General features: G+C 40.4%; 16 protein-coding genes. 12 read left to right on the top strand and 4 right to left on the bottom strand.

Annotation, left to right across the window (positions count from 1 at the left end):
* Positions 1-33 precede the first annotated feature (33 nt).
* Complete coding sequence (locus AC25Y6_RS11620) at positions 34-663, bottom strand: hypothetical protein (protein WP_482104143.1); 630 nt, start codon at positions 661-663, stop codon at positions 34-36.
* A gap of 330 nt (positions 664-993) precedes the next feature.
* Complete coding sequence (locus AC25Y6_RS11615; RefSeq protein WP_488143140.1) at positions 994-1,470, bottom strand: VanZ family protein; 477 nt, start codon at positions 1,468-1,470, stop codon at positions 994-996.
* A gap of 308 nt (positions 1,471-1,778) precedes the next feature.
* On the opposite strand from AC25Y6_RS11615, the gene AC25Y6_RS11610 reads away from it, so the two are divergent.
* The gene (locus AC25Y6_RS11610) at positions 1,779-2,165 is read left to right on the top strand and encodes a MarR family winged helix-turn-helix transcriptional regulator (protein WP_488143139.1); all 387 of its coding nucleotides are present in this window, start codon (positions 1,779-1,781) and stop codon (positions 2,163-2,165) included.
* A 12-nt stretch (positions 2,166-2,177) separates the two neighbouring features.
* The gene (locus AC25Y6_RS11605; protein ID WP_488143138.1) at positions 2,178-3,368 is read left to right on the top strand and encodes an MFS transporter; all 1,191 of its coding nucleotides are present in this window, start codon (positions 2,178-2,180) and stop codon (positions 3,366-3,368) included.
* 59 nt (positions 3,369-3,427) lie between these two features.
* Here AC25Y6_RS11605 and AC25Y6_RS11600 read toward each other — a convergent pair whose 3' ends face one another.
* Positions 3,428-4,345 carry a YsnF/AvaK domain-containing protein gene (locus tag AC25Y6_RS11600; RefSeq protein ID WP_488143137.1) on the bottom strand — a complete coding sequence of 306 codons (918 nt, stop codon included), beginning with the start codon at positions 4,343-4,345 and terminating at the stop codon, positions 3,428-3,430.
* 522 nt (positions 4,346-4,867) lie between these two features.
* Between AC25Y6_RS11600 and AC25Y6_RS11595 the strand changes: the two genes are divergently transcribed.
* From AC25Y6_RS11595 to AC25Y6_RS11550, 10 genes are all read left to right on the top strand, one after another.
* On the top strand, positions 4,868-7,252 hold the full coding sequence (locus AC25Y6_RS11595) for a polyprenyl synthetase family protein (RefSeq protein WP_488143176.1): 2,385 nt from the start codon (positions 4,868-4,870) through the stop codon (positions 7,250-7,252).
* Positions 7,253-7,721: 469 nt separating this feature from the next.
* The gene (locus tag AC25Y6_RS11590; protein ID WP_488143175.1) at positions 7,722-9,068 is read left to right on the top strand and encodes a M28 family peptidase; all 1,347 of its coding nucleotides are present in this window, start codon (positions 7,722-7,724) and stop codon (positions 9,066-9,068) included.
* A gap of 119 nt (positions 9,069-9,187) precedes the next feature.
* Complete coding sequence (locus AC25Y6_RS11585) at positions 9,188-10,603, top strand: M20/M25/M40 family metallo-hydrolase (protein WP_488143174.1); 1,416 nt, start codon at positions 9,188-9,190, stop codon at positions 10,601-10,603.
* Between the two features lie 56 nt (positions 10,604-10,659).
* Complete coding sequence (locus AC25Y6_RS11580; RefSeq protein WP_488143136.1) at positions 10,660-11,856, top strand: M14 family zinc carboxypeptidase; 1,197 nt, start codon at positions 10,660-10,662, stop codon at positions 11,854-11,856.
* 55 nt (positions 11,857-11,911) lie between these two features.
* A complete protein-coding gene (locus tag AC25Y6_RS11575) occupies positions 11,912-12,955 on the top strand; it encodes a M14 family zinc carboxypeptidase (RefSeq protein WP_488143135.1) in 1,044 nt (347 codons plus the stop codon).
* A 280-nt stretch (positions 12,956-13,235) separates the two neighbouring features.
* Positions 13,236-13,832, top strand: coding sequence for a class I SAM-dependent methyltransferase (locus AC25Y6_RS11570; RefSeq protein WP_488143134.1), 597 nt, complete (start codon positions 13,236-13,238; stop codon positions 13,830-13,832).
* 296 nt (positions 13,833-14,128) lie between these two features.
* Positions 14,129-14,695: a DUF4256 domain-containing protein gene (locus AC25Y6_RS11565; protein WP_488143133.1), complete on the top strand. Its 567-nt coding sequence runs from the start codon at positions 14,129-14,131 to the stop codon at positions 14,693-14,695.
* A 251-nt stretch (positions 14,696-14,946) separates the two neighbouring features.
* Positions 14,947-15,375: a hypothetical protein gene (locus tag AC25Y6_RS11560; protein WP_482104134.1), complete on the top strand. Its 429-nt coding sequence runs from the start codon at positions 14,947-14,949 to the stop codon at positions 15,373-15,375.
* A gap of 186 nt (positions 15,376-15,561) precedes the next feature.
* Positions 15,562-15,921, top strand: coding sequence for a hypothetical protein (locus tag AC25Y6_RS11555; protein WP_488143132.1), 360 nt, complete (start codon positions 15,562-15,564; stop codon positions 15,919-15,921).
* 614 nt (positions 15,922-16,535) lie between these two features.
* Positions 16,536-16,985 (top strand): DinB family protein, encoded by a 450-nt coding sequence (locus AC25Y6_RS11550; RefSeq protein ID WP_488143131.1) that lies wholly within the window; start codon positions 16,536-16,538, stop codon positions 16,983-16,985.
* A gap of 186 nt (positions 16,986-17,171) precedes the next feature.
* On the opposite strand, the gene AC25Y6_RS11545 is transcribed toward AC25Y6_RS11550, so the two are convergent.
* Positions 17,172-17,300, bottom strand: a complete 129-nt coding sequence (locus AC25Y6_RS11545; protein WP_488143130.1) for a hypothetical protein — start codon at positions 17,298-17,300, stop codon at positions 17,172-17,174.
* Positions 17,301-17,319: the final 19 nt, after the last annotated feature.

Here is a 17,319-nt window from a genome sequence, read left to right as displayed (position 1 = left end):
ACGAGGACAGGCTAAGTACCTGTCCTCATCTGATTAAACATCAGCGCTCCATCTCCGAATTGTTTCAATTAGCATGTCCATTGTTTGTTTTTTAAAAGAATTGTGAACCGCTTCTCCTGTGGGATTTACATACGAATAGTGTCCCGTCTTCCCATCACGGGTATAACCGAGTTGTGTCAAAGAGTGTTGTAAGTCGCTAGGCAAATCAATCTCTCCAGTTTTTTCCGTGAAATAGTCCGTTGGAAAGATACGTACATCTACATCGCCAACTCCCGTATCGACAACAACTAAATCGGTGTCATGTTGAACAATCCATTGCCCTTTGGAATACAACGAAATGCCGGACATCTTAAGTGAAGCAATGCCAACTAAATTCATACCTAAAAAGTGATTGATCATCACCCGAACTTCGTCACCCGTCATCGTTTTGCCGTATTGAGTGATATACTCATCCATCAAGGCTCTAGTTGAGGGTACAACGCTTGAACCACGATAGCGGTCAGGTAAAAGAGGTGCCAATTCTAAATTGATACCGAAAACGTGTTGAACGACTTTGTGAATAGCCAAACTCGTTAATTCATCACCATAACCCGCAAGGCAATCGTCCATCATTTCTAACGGTGTCATCAATTCAATTTGTTCGTCTGCCTTTAAGTTTGCCATGCAATATCCCCCTTGTTGAATGAATGAAAAATGTACCAACTCAACGAAATTATATCACAAACCAAAAGTCCCACACGAATCGGCAATCTGTCGAACTAGCAGACATGCATTAATCCGAAATGTCGAACTTTGCGTGTTTCGCTACATCGTAGAACTTATACTAATTGTCTTACTCATTATCGTTGTTTCTACAGGGTATTTCTATCGCTTGACAGTCTCCTATCACAAGCGGATGGCGGATTGAATACATTGGACGGCCACGCGAAAAAAGAGTATACGACAAATCACCAATCAAGACAAAAAAGAAGAAAACGCACGAGACATTTTGTCTCAGCGTTTTCTTCTTTTTTTAGGTCGTTTCATAAACAAAATTAGCCGTAAAATGATGAGAAACGTAGCCGCGCCCGCCATATCGAGAAGTACGTCTTGAACCGCCGGCGTCCGTCCACCCGTCAAGGACTGGTGGTACTCATCGCCAATTGCAACAAACAGTGTCAGCCAAGTAGCCGTCATGAAACGAAACAGATGCTTCGGCAAAACGAGATAAATTGCAGTAGCGATGAAGCCGAAAATGAAGAAATGCGCACTCTTTCGAAGCAGAAACTCAACAAACGCGTAATAGCCACGCTCATCAACTGAAATCGTCTCACCCCAATACGGGATGCGCAAATTCGATAGCAATGATGCAAACGGCTCGCCCGGCAGCCACTTCTCCAAAGTTGGGATTAGCGATTGCTGCTCATACGTTTGCCCCGATGAAAAGAACAAAACACCTAATAGAATTATCAAAACAAGTAATTTTCTCATAGACAAATTATACCATACTACTTGCGAGAATACATATACGTTAATAGGCTAAACATCAAAAATGAATACCGTCTGTGCAAGAGGTTTTATTAAAACTATTTTACAGGCTGAGCTCCTTTTTGCATTTTCAAACATTATTATTTGTAAGTGTTTTTACAGCTAAGCAACGGAAGTGGGTACTGATTTTTCTGTACAATGTAATTTGTTTCTGATAATATATGTAGTTACCCAGGGTAATAGTTACCCACGCTAACTATTTAAAAGGAGTGTTACTAATACATACATATCGAAAGTTTTTTAGACAATTCATGTTATTGTATCGACCTTTTGAGCATCATCTTAACACCCAACTAAGTAAGTATGGGCTTTACAGAGCACAATGGTCTACTTTGACCTACATATACAATAATGGCTCGGGAACACTCGTTGAGATTTCCAATTATCAAAGCGTGGAAAAACCTACCGTTACCAGGACCATTCAACGTTTGGAGGAGATGGGTTATATTAGCCATGCTCCAAGCAAAGACAAACGAGAAAAAAGGATGCAGCTAACAGAGCTTGGGGAAAAAGTGTATATAGATATCCGTGCTACCATTGATCAATTCGAACAAGTTATTTTAAAAGGAATCTCAGAAGAAGAACAACTTGAGACAATCAGAATTATGGAAGAAATACAGAATAATTTGAGAGAATAAGGGGATAGCGTTTTGAATCAATCTAAACAAAAACTGTGGACAAAGGATTTTCTCGTTGTTTCCTCTGTCAATTTCTTATTAACGTTAATTTTTTATTTGTTAATGGTGACAATCGCCGTATATGCAGTCACGGAGTTAGGTGCTTCTACCAGTGATGCTGGACTCATTACAGGTATTTTTATTGTCGGGACTTTATTTGGAAGGCTCTATATTGGACGTGTCATTGATATAATCGGACGCAAGAAAACCTTGATAATCGGGTTAGTCCTGTTCATTTTGACAACAGCTTTGTATTTTATAAATCTAGGCGTTCCTTTCCTGTTGTTTAACCGGTTAATCCACGGGATGGCACTTGGGATGGCGAGTACGGCAGCCGGCACCATTGTGGCACAGATTATTCCACCAAGACGAAGGGGCGAAGGCATTGGCTACTTCAGCATGAGTGCGACACTGTCTACCGCGATTGGACCCTTCATAGGGCTTTACATGAGCCGAGTTACGAGCTTTCCAATGATCTTTACTTTCTGTCTTATTTTAGGAGTCATCTGTTTAATTGTTGCATTCTTTGTACATGTACCGAAACTTGAAGTAACTAAAATGAAAGAATCCAAAAAATTCAAGTTCTCGAATTTCATTGAACCCAAAGCATTACCTATCGCATTCATCACATTGATGGTTTCATTTTGCTACTCTAGCATCCTGTCGTTCATCAATTTCTATGCCATCGAAATTGATTTAGTGGAAACTGCAAGCTTTTTCTTCGTTGTCTATGCAGTCGTGATTCTATTATCCCGTCCATTCACGGGCCGCTTAATGGATAATAAAGGTGCGAATTTCGTGATGTATCCCGCTTTCATCATCTTTGCAGCTGGAATGTTCTTACTTAGTTCAGTAGGTACGGGAGCTACATTACTTATAGCAGGTGGCCTGATTGGCCTTGGCTTCGGTAATATGCAATCAAGCACCCAAGCCATCGCTGTAAAATTAACGTCACCACATCGATTAGGTCTGGCCACATCGACATTCTTCATTGCCCTTGATGCTGGCCTTGGTTTTGGACCATTCTTACTGGGCTTCGTCATACCAGTCACCGGTTACAGAATGTTATTTGTCATTTTAGCCTTTGTCATTTTGGGGACTGCCGTATTGTACTATTTCTTGCATGGCAAAAAAGAAAGTGCAGAGAGAAGAACTCTCATATAGGAACCAAATTTGATTACACAAAAAAAGGAGCTTGCCTAAGCAAACTCCTATTTAACCTATTAAAGTCGATTACGATTATTCAAAGGATCGGTCAAAGGATTGTCATTTAAATCACTTCGCTCAAATCGCTTCGCTTCCAATGGATCAATGACCGTTTCCTCATGTGCATCCAGCAGATTATCCGTCCGGTCGATATCCGCTTCTTCACGACGCACGCTTTCACTGACCGTTTCCGTGTCATGGACTTCGCGCTTGCCAACGATGATTTCTTCACTGACGACAGGACGTTTTGTTACTTCAACCCGTTCTTCCATGACGGGAATATGAATGTTTTCGCCATCATCAAAGACTTCGCCGGCAGCAGTCTCGTCAGTTACAGCGCGCCGCTCAATATACACTTCTTCCCGCGTCACGGGCACTTCAACTGTTTGTATATCTTCTACAACATGCTTAGTGACGTTCACTTCGCCCGCCTGATAGCGTTCTTTGTCGACATTGAGCTTCTCTTCATGCAGTTGCAGACTTTCTTCTCGTTCTGCATCCATTGCTATATTTGTATGTTCATAATCATCAACGACAAGATTTGAGCCGATGTTCGGATCTGTATACCCGGCTTGGTATTCCGTCTCAGGATTTCCATAGAGATTTCCGTATTCACGGTCTACGTAAAGCAAGATTCCGCCAGCTTTGACTTCATTGAAATAGCGGTTGGATTCATCTTCACTGAACCCCATGTTCGTAAATGCGCCTCTGACGGGTTCATCTCCGCTAAGGAAAGCCATGAATTTGTCCATCCAGTTGCCTTCCGGTGTGCGAAGGTCGACATCTGTTTCCCCACGGACAATCGATAATCGATCCGCATCATTTGTCACAATATAAATATCATCATCAGAATACCCCTGTAGTTTTAACTCATCAATCTTATTCAAAACCTCGGTTTCATTTTGGAATGTACCTACAAATTTTTTGTCAGTCATATCAATTTTCCTCCTAGGATTTTTATTATTTTAATAGTGTTGGTGCTAGTAAGTGAAATACCCTGCTATCAAATATTAAAACCTGTAAGAAGATTCGGATAAAAAATTACAGGTGCCTATTAATGAACAGATAGGTTTCAACAAACGCTAGGGAGTGTCCAACAAACCCCGAAAGTGTTCAACCAATAGGGAGGTTTCCAACAAACTCCCCAAAGTGTCCAACAGAGAGCCGAAGAATGAATTTCAGGTACGCTGTTCGTGAAATAAATCGGAGTATACGCTACAATTTGATAATAATACAATCAAAATCAGCTGTATGGCTGACTGTATGACTAACTACTGTGAAATGCTTGTCTACGACGTTTAATGCACAAGCATTATTTTTAAGTCGGTGTATCGTTTCTTGAATAAAATAATTTAGTTTTTGTGAAAAGTTTGGGATAGGGTTTAGGTTAGTAACATTGATTTGATCAATATTGCATACATTTATATATGAAAACTTTAAGTAGAGGTATTGATGGTATGAATGAGAAGTTAATGATAAATGCCGATGCAAGCTATCGGTTGGCGGAGCAGAAGGCTGCTGATTATTTTAAATCACTTTCTGAACAGCTCGTGCAAAAAACGTATGTCCCTGTTTTGATAAAAGATATACAGTCTTGGAAACAGAACCACATTCATCCTTTCCCGATGCTATCTGTTTGTTCGCGCAGAAAGAGAAAAACTGGTTCAGAGGGCTATCACACTTATATCCAATGGCTGAATTACACAGGTAAACTAGATAATTACTTGGATCGGAGTATCTCCTATATTTACATGCGCGATCTGGGTAAAGCATTGAACTCACCGGATACGCAATCCAGGGTTCAACGTACAGTTGATAGTTTGAAAAATCACCTCATTGATTCCAATCTGAAAAATCCTGGAAGCAATTTGGAGATGTTTAGCATGGCTGGAATGTATCGGCTCGCCCAGAAGGAAGGCGTTGAATCCAGCATGATCTGGGTGATGGACAAAATAAAGTCTGTATCCGCCCATATTCCAGAGGGGATGGATGCTGAGGAAGCCAAGCGAAAACTTATCAAAATCATAGCGGGGGTCATCCTGCATGTGATCGAAGAAATGGATGCTGAGATTACACCTGAAGAACGTACTCGAAAGCTTCATGAGGCGATTAGGCTTGGGTATGCCTATGGTCTGACGTATCCATTCATTGACGATCTTTTGGATGCCAGTATTTTATCAAGTGAAGAGAAAAAACGTTATTCCGAATTAATTCGGTCCACGCTTATCACAGAATCTGTTCCTGAATTGGATAAGTGGACTGGGGAAAACGCGGAACTCATCCGGTTTGCTCATGCGGAACTCCGAGATGCCTTTGAGTATATTAAGGGCCAACAGCTCCCGGAGACAAGAAAAAGTTTTTTCGAGCAGTCCTATGTGTTTTTTAATTCCCAGGAAGTGGATCGTGTAAAGGATCTATCTAATGCGAATTACACCAATGAAGAACTTTATATCCCAGTCATTTTAAAATCCTCTTCTTCACGATTGATTACACGTTCAGTCATAAGTGCGCCTGAAGACGAGGGCTTCCATAATCGAACATTCTTATATGGCATTTACAATCAGCTGGCGGATGATTTTGCGGATATGTTTGATGACTTAGATGAAGGAAGCGTCACACCTTATACCTATTATATGAAATACCATGATACACGCGCGGATCTCATAAATCCCTTTGAAATGTACTGGACGGTGATCTTCAATTTGATCCATAATGTCTATGACTCAGATAGCAAAACGCGTGAGGTGATACTCGATCGTGCCATCAACGGGCTGAAACGATTTAAAAAGCGTATGGGCACTAAAAAGTACAATGAGGTTATGGAGTTATTCGCTTCGGGAAATCCTTCATTCAATCGTGTCATTCAACATATGGTTCGAAAAGCAGATGATGTGGATTTCTTTGATAAACTGCTGCGCGATCATATGATTACGAATCTAAAGAGTGAACGGGAAGAGCAGGATTCCTTTTTAGATACAATCGAGACTGTACGCAATCAAATCAACGAATTTTTACCTATTCCAGAGGTAGGGAATACATTTTTGATGAAAGAGCCAATCATCGATGCGGCAAATTACAGTTTGGCAGGTGACGGCAAGCGACTCAGGCCAATCATGACCTGGGTTATGGGTGTTAACGGATACGGGCTAAATGAGTCGTCAATCGTGCCACTTCTGAAATCATTGGAATATATGCATACGGCATCCCTTATTTTCGACGATATGCCATCCCAGGATAATGCGCCCATGCGGAGAGGGCGTCCAACCCTACATCAGGTGTATGACAGTGCCACAGCCGAATTAACTGGACTTTTCCTGACCCAAAAAGCGGTTGAAGAACAAACCTCACTTGACGGGTACGAACCGAAAACGGTGCTCCGCTTGATTCGCTATTCGTCTCAAATCGTAGCGGATATATGTAGGGGACAGGCGATGGACTTGGACGCCAGAGGGAAACCATTGACACTGGAACAATTGAATGAGATGTGCTTTTATAAGACCGGAATCGCATTTGAAGCCTCTCTCATCATGCCTGCCATTCTCGCCCACGCAACGGAGTTGGAAATGGCAGCATTGAAAAAATTCGCCCGACATGCCGGCATTGCCTTTCAGATTAAGGATGACCTGCTGGATGTGGAAGGCGATCAGAATGTACTAGGAAAACCCATTGGAAAAGATATAGAAAACAACAATACGACATTTGTATCCATCCTAGGAGTGGTCGGTGCCAGAAAAGCAATGTGGGATCATTATTGTTCTGCGATGGAAACACTGCAAGAAATCCCACGCAATACGACTTTTTTGAAGCATTTCTTGAATTATATCGTGAACCGAGATCATTGAGATAGTTAGCGTTCGTAAGCGAATAGAATACCTGAGTCACGCGCCTTCTGTATAGGGAGGCGCGTGACTTTTTTAGTGTGCGATATATCACTAACTGGAGAGTAGATACGTAACTGCGTCCCTACTTTTTTTATCGACAATTGATGGGTTATGCTCAGCCAATCTTGTTACATAACTGCCATGAGATATAGAATATGAAATACAAAAATCACCCAAAATTCGCAGTTTCAACAATCGGGAAATAGTGAACTTTACTAGTTCTAAATATACAGTAATGAAGAAAAATTCGAAGTCACTACGAGTAGTTCAAAATGCACATATGGTCTGTAATGCTTATGAACTCTTCTTTCGTTAAAAGGTATGAGATTGTAACTGTTTTGATTTTAATGGAAGGGATTGGTAAGCAAGGAAGGGAATACCCCTTTGAGTAGTCAAAATTTTCAGGGGATAGGAGTGTGCTCATGTGAAGATGAAAAAGAAGTTTAGGATTGTCATGCTGACTGCTTTAATTGCTATATCTAGCATTAATGGTATGCCTGGACATGTTTTTGAGTCGGGGATTGCGGTTGCTGCATCGGAAAAAGGGCAAAGCAATGCGGCTTTCGATCAAAAGGTCATTGCTCGAATTAGTGCGGCAAACTTGTATACAGATGCGGCTTTTTTAAGTGAAACGATTGGTCCACGTGTGGCGGGAACCAAGGAAGAAAAATACACGGCAAACTTTATAAAGGAACGGCTTCTATCCTACGGGTATGAAATTGAGGTACAAGAATTCAGCATTCCGGATAAGACGATAGGTCATTTACAAACTGCTAATGGAGATGAAGTGCTTATTACCATTCCCGCAGGTTCAGCGGCTACAGCCGATGGAGGATTGGTAGCCCAGCTTTATGATGCGGGTTTAGGGCGTACGGCTGATTTCAATGCGGAATCCGCAGGGAAAATCGCATTAATTTCGAGGGGAGAATTAACATTCCAGCAGAAAGTGGAGAACGCCTATGCAGCTGGCGCAGTTGCTGTGCTGATTTACAACAATGTTGATCAGGCTAGCCCTTTGAATCCGTCCATTAGTGATAATGCGCCAATCCCAGTAGGTGGAATCACGAAAATGAGCGGTGAAGCTTTACGGGAAGATGTCTTGTTGAAAAATGAAACTGTCACACTAAACGTGAAGCTTTTAGGGAATATGACTTCGCAAAACATTATTGCAAAGCGTACCCCGAAAAAGAATGGCAAACACGATATTGTACATGTATCTGCACATTACGATAGTGTTCCATTTGCACCCGGTGCAAGCGACAATGCTTCAGGGACGGCCGTTGCATTGGAAATCGCGCGCGTATTAAAAAGTTATCCAATTGAAAAGGAATTAAGAATTGCTTTTGTAGGTGCTGAAGAAATCGGTTTGGTCGGTTCCCGCTTTTATGTCAGCCAATTGACCGCAGATGAAATCGGCCGCAGCATTGGTAACTTTAACATGGATATGGTCGGAACTTCGTGGGAAAATGCAACTGCGATTTATATGAACACGGTTGATGGCAATTCGAATCTAGTTTCACAGACAGCTGCTGAGACTGCAGCAAGAATCGCCACACCTTCCGAGTTAATTCTTTATCAAAGAGGGGCATCTGATCATGTTTCATTCCATGATGCAGGAATTGCGGCAGTGAATTTCATTCGCCGTGAACCAGGCACCGCCAACTTGGAGCCTTACTATCATACGCCGCAAGACACGATTGAACACATCAGTAGGGAAAGGCTTAAAGAAGCTGGAGATCTAGTTGGTGCCTCTGTTTATAAAATGATTGGAAAGTGAGAAGAAAACAGTGCAGGTGACAGGTATGTAAACGAAATGAATTAATAAGTACATCTATTAAGAAGAATAGAAACAGGGAGAGGATTTTATTGAAAAAAGTCGGAATTAATCAGAGTAGGATGAAGAAAACATTACTAACGTTTACGCTAGCTGGAATGATGGTACTAAGCTCCTCACCGTTTGCATTAGCAAGCGCTGCACCTGTTAAACAAGCGCCGATTAGTTACACGGTCGCTGGAGAAAATGGGGGATCTGGTGCCGCGCATGATAATAAAGTTGTAAAAAGGGTCGAAGCACAAAGAGCGGTTGAACATGTCAAATACTTGTCAGAAAAAATCGGTCCAAGACCCGGCGGACTAGAGGCTGAAAAACAAGCCGCCGATTATGTAGCGAATACATTAAAAAGCTATGGATATGAGATTGAGTATCAATATTTCCCTGTTGCGGATCAATTAATAGCGGACGTTACGTTTGCCGATGGATCTGTATGGCAAATGGGAGCGGCCGCGAATGGCGTAGTAAGTGATGTGCCAGTGAATTCAGAAGTTATCTACGTAGAGGATGGCACAAAGGCAAGTGACTTTCCAGAGAATACCGTAGGGAAGGTCGTATTAGTGAAGCAGGCAAGTTCGACAGCTAACTACCGTTTGCAAGTCGAGAATGCAATCAATGCTGGAGCAGAGGGTGTCATTCTTCATAGTGTTGGTGGAAGTCGTGGAAACTATGGATCGACATTTAATCCAAGCCTGACAAAAGCAGTTGATATCCCAGTGTTCGGAGCGGCTTATATCCAGGGTGAATGGTTAAAAGAACGGTTGGCTAAAGGAACCGTCACTGTTGGATTAACTGCAAAACGCCATTCGAACTTGCAATCTGTGAATGTAATCGGAACGAAAAAAGCGAAGAGTAAAAATGGGAATGGAAAAGAAGTGTTGTTAAGTGCACATATGGATAGTGTTGTTGGTGCACCTGGGGCCAATGATAATGCATCTGGCGTAGGCTTAATGCTTGAGTTAGCACGCGTTTACAAAGGATATAACACGGACAAGGACCTCAAGTTTATTGCCTTCGGATCAGAAGAACGGGGCTTGCTAGGGGCAAGGTATTATGTAGATCAATTAACCCCAGCTGAAAGAGCTAATATCGAAGTCGTCTTTAATCCGGATATGGTTGCAACAAAATACGAAGCGGCTACAAACCTTTACGCGATGACTGTCGATGGCAGTAAGAATCTTGCAACTAACGCGACTGTAGCGGCGGGCGCTCGGTTAGGTAATTCTGATATTTTACCAGGGAAATTTGGATCTAGTGACCATGTTCCTTTCCATAATGCAGGTATTCCTGCAGCACTGTTTATTTGGATGGGGATCGATAGCTGGGACCCACTAGTTTACCATATTGAAAAAGTGTATCACACGCCACAAGATACAATAGCAGACAATATCTCCGTTGAACGTATGCAATCTGCTTTAGAAATTATCGGAGCGGGTGTGTTCGATGTCGTGCGCAAAGATGTGCCGGGGTTGACTAGGTAAGTAGATTTATTGGAAGAAAAAGTTGGGTGAAAATGGCAAAGGGGAGTGTTTGTTTTATGAAGAAAAAAATTATGAGTACGGTTGGCATCCTGACGCTATGCGCAAGTCTCGCAATGCCTGCATATGCGGCGGAAAAGCCGGACAATCAAGAATCGCATCATAACAATTCCATCTCGGGATTCACGAATTATGGTGAGATGCAAAAGACGCTTCAGCAAATTGAGAAATCGAGCAAGGGGAATGTCGTTGTAGAAGTCGTCGGTCAATCCAATAGAGGCCGGGATATTTACAAAGCGACCGTTGGGACAGGCAAAAAGGTTATCCTCATTGAGAGCGAAATTCATGGGAATGAAAAGACTGGGACTGAAGCGGTCCTCAATTTGCTCAAATCAGTAGGGTCTAGTAATTCACCTGAAGCAAAGAAGATTCGCGATGAAGTAACACTCGTCTTTCTGCCGAAAATGAATCCTGATGCGTCAGAGATGGACAAAAGACGGAACGACATGACTTGGGAAGAGATACTTGCGGACTTCCCACAGTTAAGTGGAGTAGCTCCTGCTTGGAACTATTTGAACCGTGGCATTAGCCAAATGTATGACTATAGTAAAAATCCTGGCTTTGACGTCAATCGAGACTTCAATCCGGATCTAAACTATGTCCCTCAAGCAAAAGACTTTCCAGGTAACTCTAGTTCACCAGGCTGGTTTATCACACCTGAAGCGCAAACCGTACGCGATGTATACAAATCGTTACAAGAGGAGTATGGAAAAGTAGATGTCTTCGTCGACCTGCATCATCAAGGAATGTATTATGTCGATGGTACTGCCGATGAAGTAACATTATCCTTATCAGCGCAATTTGTTCCGGACCCGAATACTTCGGCGGGTGCAAAATATGCGCAGTACAAAGATATATATAATTATGATTTCTCAAGACAGTTGAACCTTGCTGCCTATAATGAATTACGGTCCTACGGCAATTCGCCGTTCAAGAATATTACGCTTTATTCGCAGGGGCTCGACCTTCCTGGGACAGCACTTGGTACATTTGCTTTGAATGGCAGCGGCACTGTACTCTTTGAAGTAACTGGCCAAACACAAAATATGGGGCAAAAGAAAAAAGGACAACTCGTAAAAGCCGTTGAAAGAGGTCTGAGTGGTATTATTCACGCAGTTGCTGACGGATCAGTCGAAAATTTAAACCCTGATGACTACGAGAACATTCCATTGACTGCTTACAGGCCAACGAACTGAAGCGGGAAATTGGTATCGTAAACAATTGATAGTTAAAGAAAAGGGAGAGAATTAAATGAAAAAATCAATACTCGCATTTTCACTTGCAGGCGCAATGGTACTTAGCGCATCACCGTTTGCATCACCTATTGCAGAAGCTGTAGGAAACGGGCCTAACTATGGCGGTAATGAAACCATAAATACATCCATCCTACACACGTATGACGAAATGGTGGAAAGTCTCAAGAAGCAGGAAGCCAAACAAAAGGATATGAAACTTGAAGTAATTGGTCAAAGCGTGAAAGGAAGAGATTTGTATCTGGTTAAATACATGAAAAACCCCGAAAATCCAACGATTCTTTTTCTTACGCAGCAGCATGGAAACGAGCAGCTGACGACAGAAGGGACACTTGAGTTCATCAAACATCTCGGTACAGGCAAGATGAAAGGTGTCACTGACGGGGTTAATATCTTAATTGTTCCAATGCTCAATGCAGACGGCGCAATGGGAGATGTCGATTTTTCCCTAGATGATTATATAGCTAGCGGTGGACGAAATTTAACCCGTTATAATGCGCTAGGGGTGGACTTGAATCGGGATCACGTAACGAAATTTCAACCTGAAACGAAAGCGCTTCATGACAATGTTATGCAGGCATATGATATTGACTATATGATTGATTTACACCACCAAGGCGCCCAAAGTGAGCGTGATGGAGAACTAGTGTCGGGCTCCATTCTTTACCCGACAACACCGAATGTCAGTCCAGATGTATTACTGAAGTCAAAACAACTGGGTGCGGTTGTGTTTGATGCAGTCGATTCAACAGGCTGGGGACACCTAGGTAAATACAATGGAGGATCAGCTGAAACGATTAGCCGTAATGGAATCGCGGTTGAATATGGTATTTCTACGCTGCTGTTTGAGATGCGCGGCATGTCGGATCATTACAATGAGTCTGCCGTTCTAGGACAAAAAAGCAACGGTTACTTGATTAAGCAGACAATCACAACGCTTGATGCAACGGTGCGTGCGATAGCAGACCGTTCTATCGAAAACCAAGACATTCGTTTCTGGGAGACACTGGGTACACAGCAAACACGTTCTTCTGAAGAGTAAATAATGAGTAGGTCGTCACTTTCGGTAATTACGGCATGCGTAGTATAAGAATAAATCCCCCTTCAAGGTATTGTGATATGGAGGGGGATTCTTTTGTTTCTTTTATGCACTACACTATATTACATAAAGCAAATAAAAGGAATGCAGCCATATCAACAAATGGTCGCTTTCCTCGTTTAATCCGTATTCAGAGCCTAGAGGGGGAATAGTCCCTTAAGGTTTTCATTTTTGCTATAATGATGGATAAGCTAAAATTATCTAATTAACAGAGGAGCGGCATATGGAAAACAACGTCTTTGAACAGATGGCAAAAAGATATGATACGGAGTTTAGAATTGAATTGGCTAATGTTGTAGTGAAGGAAGTAAGACCTGTATTACGAAATAGTAAATCATTATCATTAATCGACTATGGGAGTGGTACGGGGCTAGTTAGTTTAGAATTGTCAGATCTGGTAGGTTCTGTATTATTGGTGGATTCATCAGAGCAAATGTTGGAAGTTGCGAAAGCTAAAATTGCGCACAAAGGAATTACCAATGCCAAAGTACTTCATTCAGACTTCACTCAAGAAACTACTGAACTAAAGGCAGACATCGTTTTAATGTCGCTCGTTCTTCTTCATATACCAGATACTCCAAAAATTTTGCAAGGCTTGTTCAACATTTTAAATAAGGGCGGCAAGCTCATTATTATTGATTTTGATAAAAATGATAAAATAAATCATCCGAAAGTCCATAACGGTTTTTCGCATGAAGAACTGAAAAAAGGATTAGCCGAAGTTGGATTTAAATCAATTGAAATGAAGACATTCCATCATGGAAATGAACTTTTCATGAATCAGGACGCGTCGATGTTTATATCCAGTAGTATAAAGTGATTTTGGTTTCTTAGTTCACACAAACTCTAAAAAGAACCATTCATATCAAGGGTTTTGGTCTTGTTTATTCCTTGTTTATGTGACTGGTTCTTTGTTTATTTTGGGCTAGTTTGGCTTTCTCATGGAAAATAAAGGCGGTCCACCGAGTTTGCTATTTTTAGTTGTCGAATGAAAGAGGAATACGTATGAAAAATAACGAATACAGAACTATGCTCTTAATCAGCTACCATGAAAATAAAACACCAAACTTGGCAAAAATAGCAGTAAGTAGTTAAAACAATAAGGGGGAAACGAATATGACAGAAGCAAATAAACAGTTGTCACAAGAACAACGTGAGGAACTCCTCGCAACATTGCAAACTCGTTTTGAGAAAAATAGGAACCGCCATGAAGGTGTTGAATGGGCTACAGTACAAGCTAAGCTCGAAGCGAATCCTGAAAAACTATGGTCTCTTAATGAAATGGAAGCAACTGAAGGGGAACCAGATGTTGTTGGCTTTGATGAAAAGGCAGGCGAATACATTTTTTGTGATTGTTCCGTAGAAAGTCCCAAAGGTCGCAGAAGTGTTTGTTACGACCTTAAAGCACTCGAATCCAGGAAAAAACACAAACCAGAAAATAACGCTATGGATATGGCAAATGCCATGGGTATTGAAATTTTAACGGAAGAACAATATCGGGACCTGCAGAAAATGATGAGTTTCGATATGAAAACGTCGAGCTGGGTGCAAACACCTGCCAATATTAGAAATCTCGGCGGGGCTCTCTTTTGTGATCTTCGCTACGACACTGTCTTTCTATACCACAATGGAGCAGATTCCTACTATGCTGCAAGGGGCTTCCGTGGCTTGCTGAAGGTCTAATTCTAAGCTGAAATTCAATTTGGTTTTCATCAAAAAATTAAATAGAAACGATAGGATCTACTTCCAGGTTTCATATGGCATTTAAGAATACGATGCACTGAATTACTAGAGCAAAACAAAAAGAAGAAGGAACAGATCCCTCTTCATGTATACTTTTCAAGCTAACAAATGCATTACTGGAACAACAGTTACGCTTTTCATATAGTAAGTGAAGACGCTTTTTCACTAACGAGAAGAAATGAGGTGATTGTATGTTAGAAAAGCTTAGAAAAGTTAATATGAAAACGGCTGTAAATATGGGGATCTGTTTTTACTCTTTGACATTCTTAATACAATTTCTTATTATTAGCGGGATTATTCCATTTACGTGGGTAAATGGTGGAAGGTCAGAATCCTTAGCAACTCAACTGCCTATATCTATTTCCAATATTATTATTTCTATCATAGGATTAGTTTTCACGCTAATTGTTGGCAGAAATAAGATATACAAATACAAAAGAACAATAACTGTTATATGTTGGTTTTTTGTAGTACTTTGGTCTTTTGGATTCATACAACAATTGTTAGGAACGCCTTTTGAAAAAATGGTTATGTCGTTAATATTGCTTCTTGGTGTCTTCTCAAATATACGTATGGCAATCGAAAAAAAGTCCGCAATAAAAACTAACATTAAAATTTGAATCAAAGGAACTCGTTAACTGAGTCTTTTTAAGTATAAATCGACTTTTTTAGTTCAACTAACGAAAGCGTTTCTACAATAAGTGGAGACGCTTTTTCACTAATGATGCAAGTTAGTTCAACAATAATAATATAGATTAATAGCAGAAAATGAAACATATATCCATATTAAGGGGAGGAACACTAAATTGAAACTGATTTGTAAATCCTGTAATTTAGAAGTTTCCAAACCAGTATCGGAGTTAAAAGACCTGAATTTATTGGATATGAATGTTGGTCACGGTTATATTCCTGAAGGCTTTTATGTAGTTGATGATGGAATAACTTACAAAGTAGGATTAAAAGGTTTTATCATAATAAACATTAAGGATCTAATCAATTCAAACTATCATTCGGATCAAAGCAGATTAAACGGTTGTTGCGGATTAGATGGTTGTGATGGTATGAATAGGAATTGCTTAGATAATCACGAAATCGGTACGGAACACTCTGATTGTTGGATGCCTCATTTCGTAGCCTTTAATCCAGAGTTAGTACAACTAATTTAACATATATATTTATTTTCTTTTTTCGCTAATGGTTGCTTCACTTCAAGAAGGAGTAAAGCCTTTTTTCTAATTGAACTAAAGAGCAGGTTAGTTGAAGAGTGTTGTTTAACTTGAGTTCAAAGATCGGGCCAGATTGTTGAATAGAATTATAAAATAGATATGAAAGTGAGAGAGGATTTTTGAAACGAACAAAAATAATTGTAGCTATCATTTCTTTTTTTACTTGGATAATTGGGGTATTCTTTATTTTTAATATTTACAGCCGAAGTGAAAGACCAATATTCATTCTGATTCTTGGTGCAGCTATCATTGGTTTTCAAATTATTGTGTCTAGATATTTGAATAATAAAGAGAAACAATATTAGGCAAACTGGTGCGATTGTTTAATAAGCGTCTCTGTTCTTATTAAACTAACGGTTGCTTTAGTTGAATAACATGGGGTGCTTAGGCAGCTCTTTTTTTCTTATTGATCTAATGAAGCAATTTAGTTGAAGAGGAATCTTTTTAAATCTCTCGAACTAAGGGGTTATGTTGTGATATTATGTTTGGGGAATTATGATTTTTATAAGGGGAAATACTATTGAAAAATTCAATCATTGGCGGTGTGATTCTCATTGAAAACGATTCAAAAGATGTATGACCATTTAAATTGGGCTAACCAACGTATCCTTGAAACATTGCAAAGTATTGAAGGTGGAAATCAAGAGGCAAATCGTTTGTTTTCTCATATCCTGTTTGGAGAAAGAATTTGGATTGCCAGATTACAAGGAATGGACAGTTCACAATTGCCGGTCTGGGAAGACGTTGATATTGAAATCTGTGCAGAACTTGTAATGCGTAATGAAGTGAGTTTTAAAGAGTATCTTACTGATTTAGTAGAAGCTGATATAGATAAATTAATATTCTATACCAATAGCAAAGGAACAGAGTTTAAGGAATCTGCAAGGGATATTTTGACTCATGTAGCATTGCATGGTCAGTACCATCGAGGACAAATTAATTCAAGGCTTCGAGCAGATGGTTTTGAACCAGTTAATATCGACTTTATTACATTTGTTAGATAAATGTATTCGAGGTAGCCTTGTTAGTGGAACCTAGTTTATGAAATGCGTCTAGCTTCCACTAACAAGTGCAAAGTAGGCATTTATGCTCTTCAACAAAAGAGGAAATGAAGTTGGCAATACCAAGAAATTCACACTACCTAGACAGCAAGTTGTCGATCGACAGTCCTGATTCAACATAAACAAATTTCATTTTTTCTTTTTCTTTTTAGCGGCGAAAATTGCGATAAAGGTACCTGAGAAAACAGTAATCCACAAAAATAAATCCATTTTTCCAGCTCCATTCGTTAGTCTGAAAAGCCAATTATCTTTGACCAAGATGTGTTTTTTCGAAGGG

Source organism: Sporosarcina sp. Y1004, from assembly GCF_057669665.1.
Note: the sequence above shows the minus strand (reverse complement) of the source record. Positions and strands in the feature narration are given on the sequence as shown.

Excerpts from the sequence above, each read along its gene's own strand:
- AC25Y6_RS11620 (WP_482104143.1), bottom strand. The coding sequence starts at position 663 with ATGGCAAACTTAAAGGCAGACGAACAAATTGAATTGATGACACCGTTA.
- AC25Y6_RS11615 (WP_488143140.1), bottom strand. The coding sequence starts at position 1,470 with ATGAGAAAATTACTTGTTTTGATAATTCTATTAGGTGTTTTGTTCTTT.
- AC25Y6_RS11610 (WP_488143139.1), top strand. The coding sequence starts at position 1,779 with ATGTTATTGTATCGACCTTTTGAGCATCATCTTAACACCCAACTAAGT.
- AC25Y6_RS11600 (WP_488143137.1), bottom strand. The coding sequence starts at position 4,345 with ATGACTGACAAAAAATTTGTAGGTACATTCCAAAATGAAACCGAGGTT.
- AC25Y6_RS11595 (WP_488143176.1), top strand. The coding sequence starts at position 4,868 with ATGAATGAGAAGTTAATGATAAATGCCGATGCAAGCTATCGGTTGGCG.
- AC25Y6_RS11590 (WP_488143175.1), top strand. The coding sequence starts at position 7,722 with ATGAAAAAGAAGTTTAGGATTGTCATGCTGACTGCTTTAATTGCTATA.
- AC25Y6_RS11585 (WP_488143174.1), top strand. The coding sequence starts at position 9,188 with ATGAAGAAAACATTACTAACGTTTACGCTAGCTGGAATGATGGTACTA.
- AC25Y6_RS11580 (WP_488143136.1), top strand. The coding sequence starts at position 10,660 with ATGAAGAAAAAAATTATGAGTACGGTTGGCATCCTGACGCTATGCGCA.
- AC25Y6_RS11575 (WP_488143135.1), top strand. The coding sequence starts at position 11,912 with ATGAAAAAATCAATACTCGCATTTTCACTTGCAGGCGCAATGGTACTT.
- AC25Y6_RS11570 (WP_488143134.1), top strand. The coding sequence starts at position 13,236 with ATGGAAAACAACGTCTTTGAACAGATGGCAAAAAGATATGATACGGAG.
- AC25Y6_RS11565 (WP_488143133.1), top strand. The coding sequence starts at position 14,129 with ATGACAGAAGCAAATAAACAGTTGTCACAAGAACAACGTGAGGAACTC.
- AC25Y6_RS11560 (WP_482104134.1), top strand. The coding sequence starts at position 14,947 with ATGTTAGAAAAGCTTAGAAAAGTTAATATGAAAACGGCTGTAAATATG.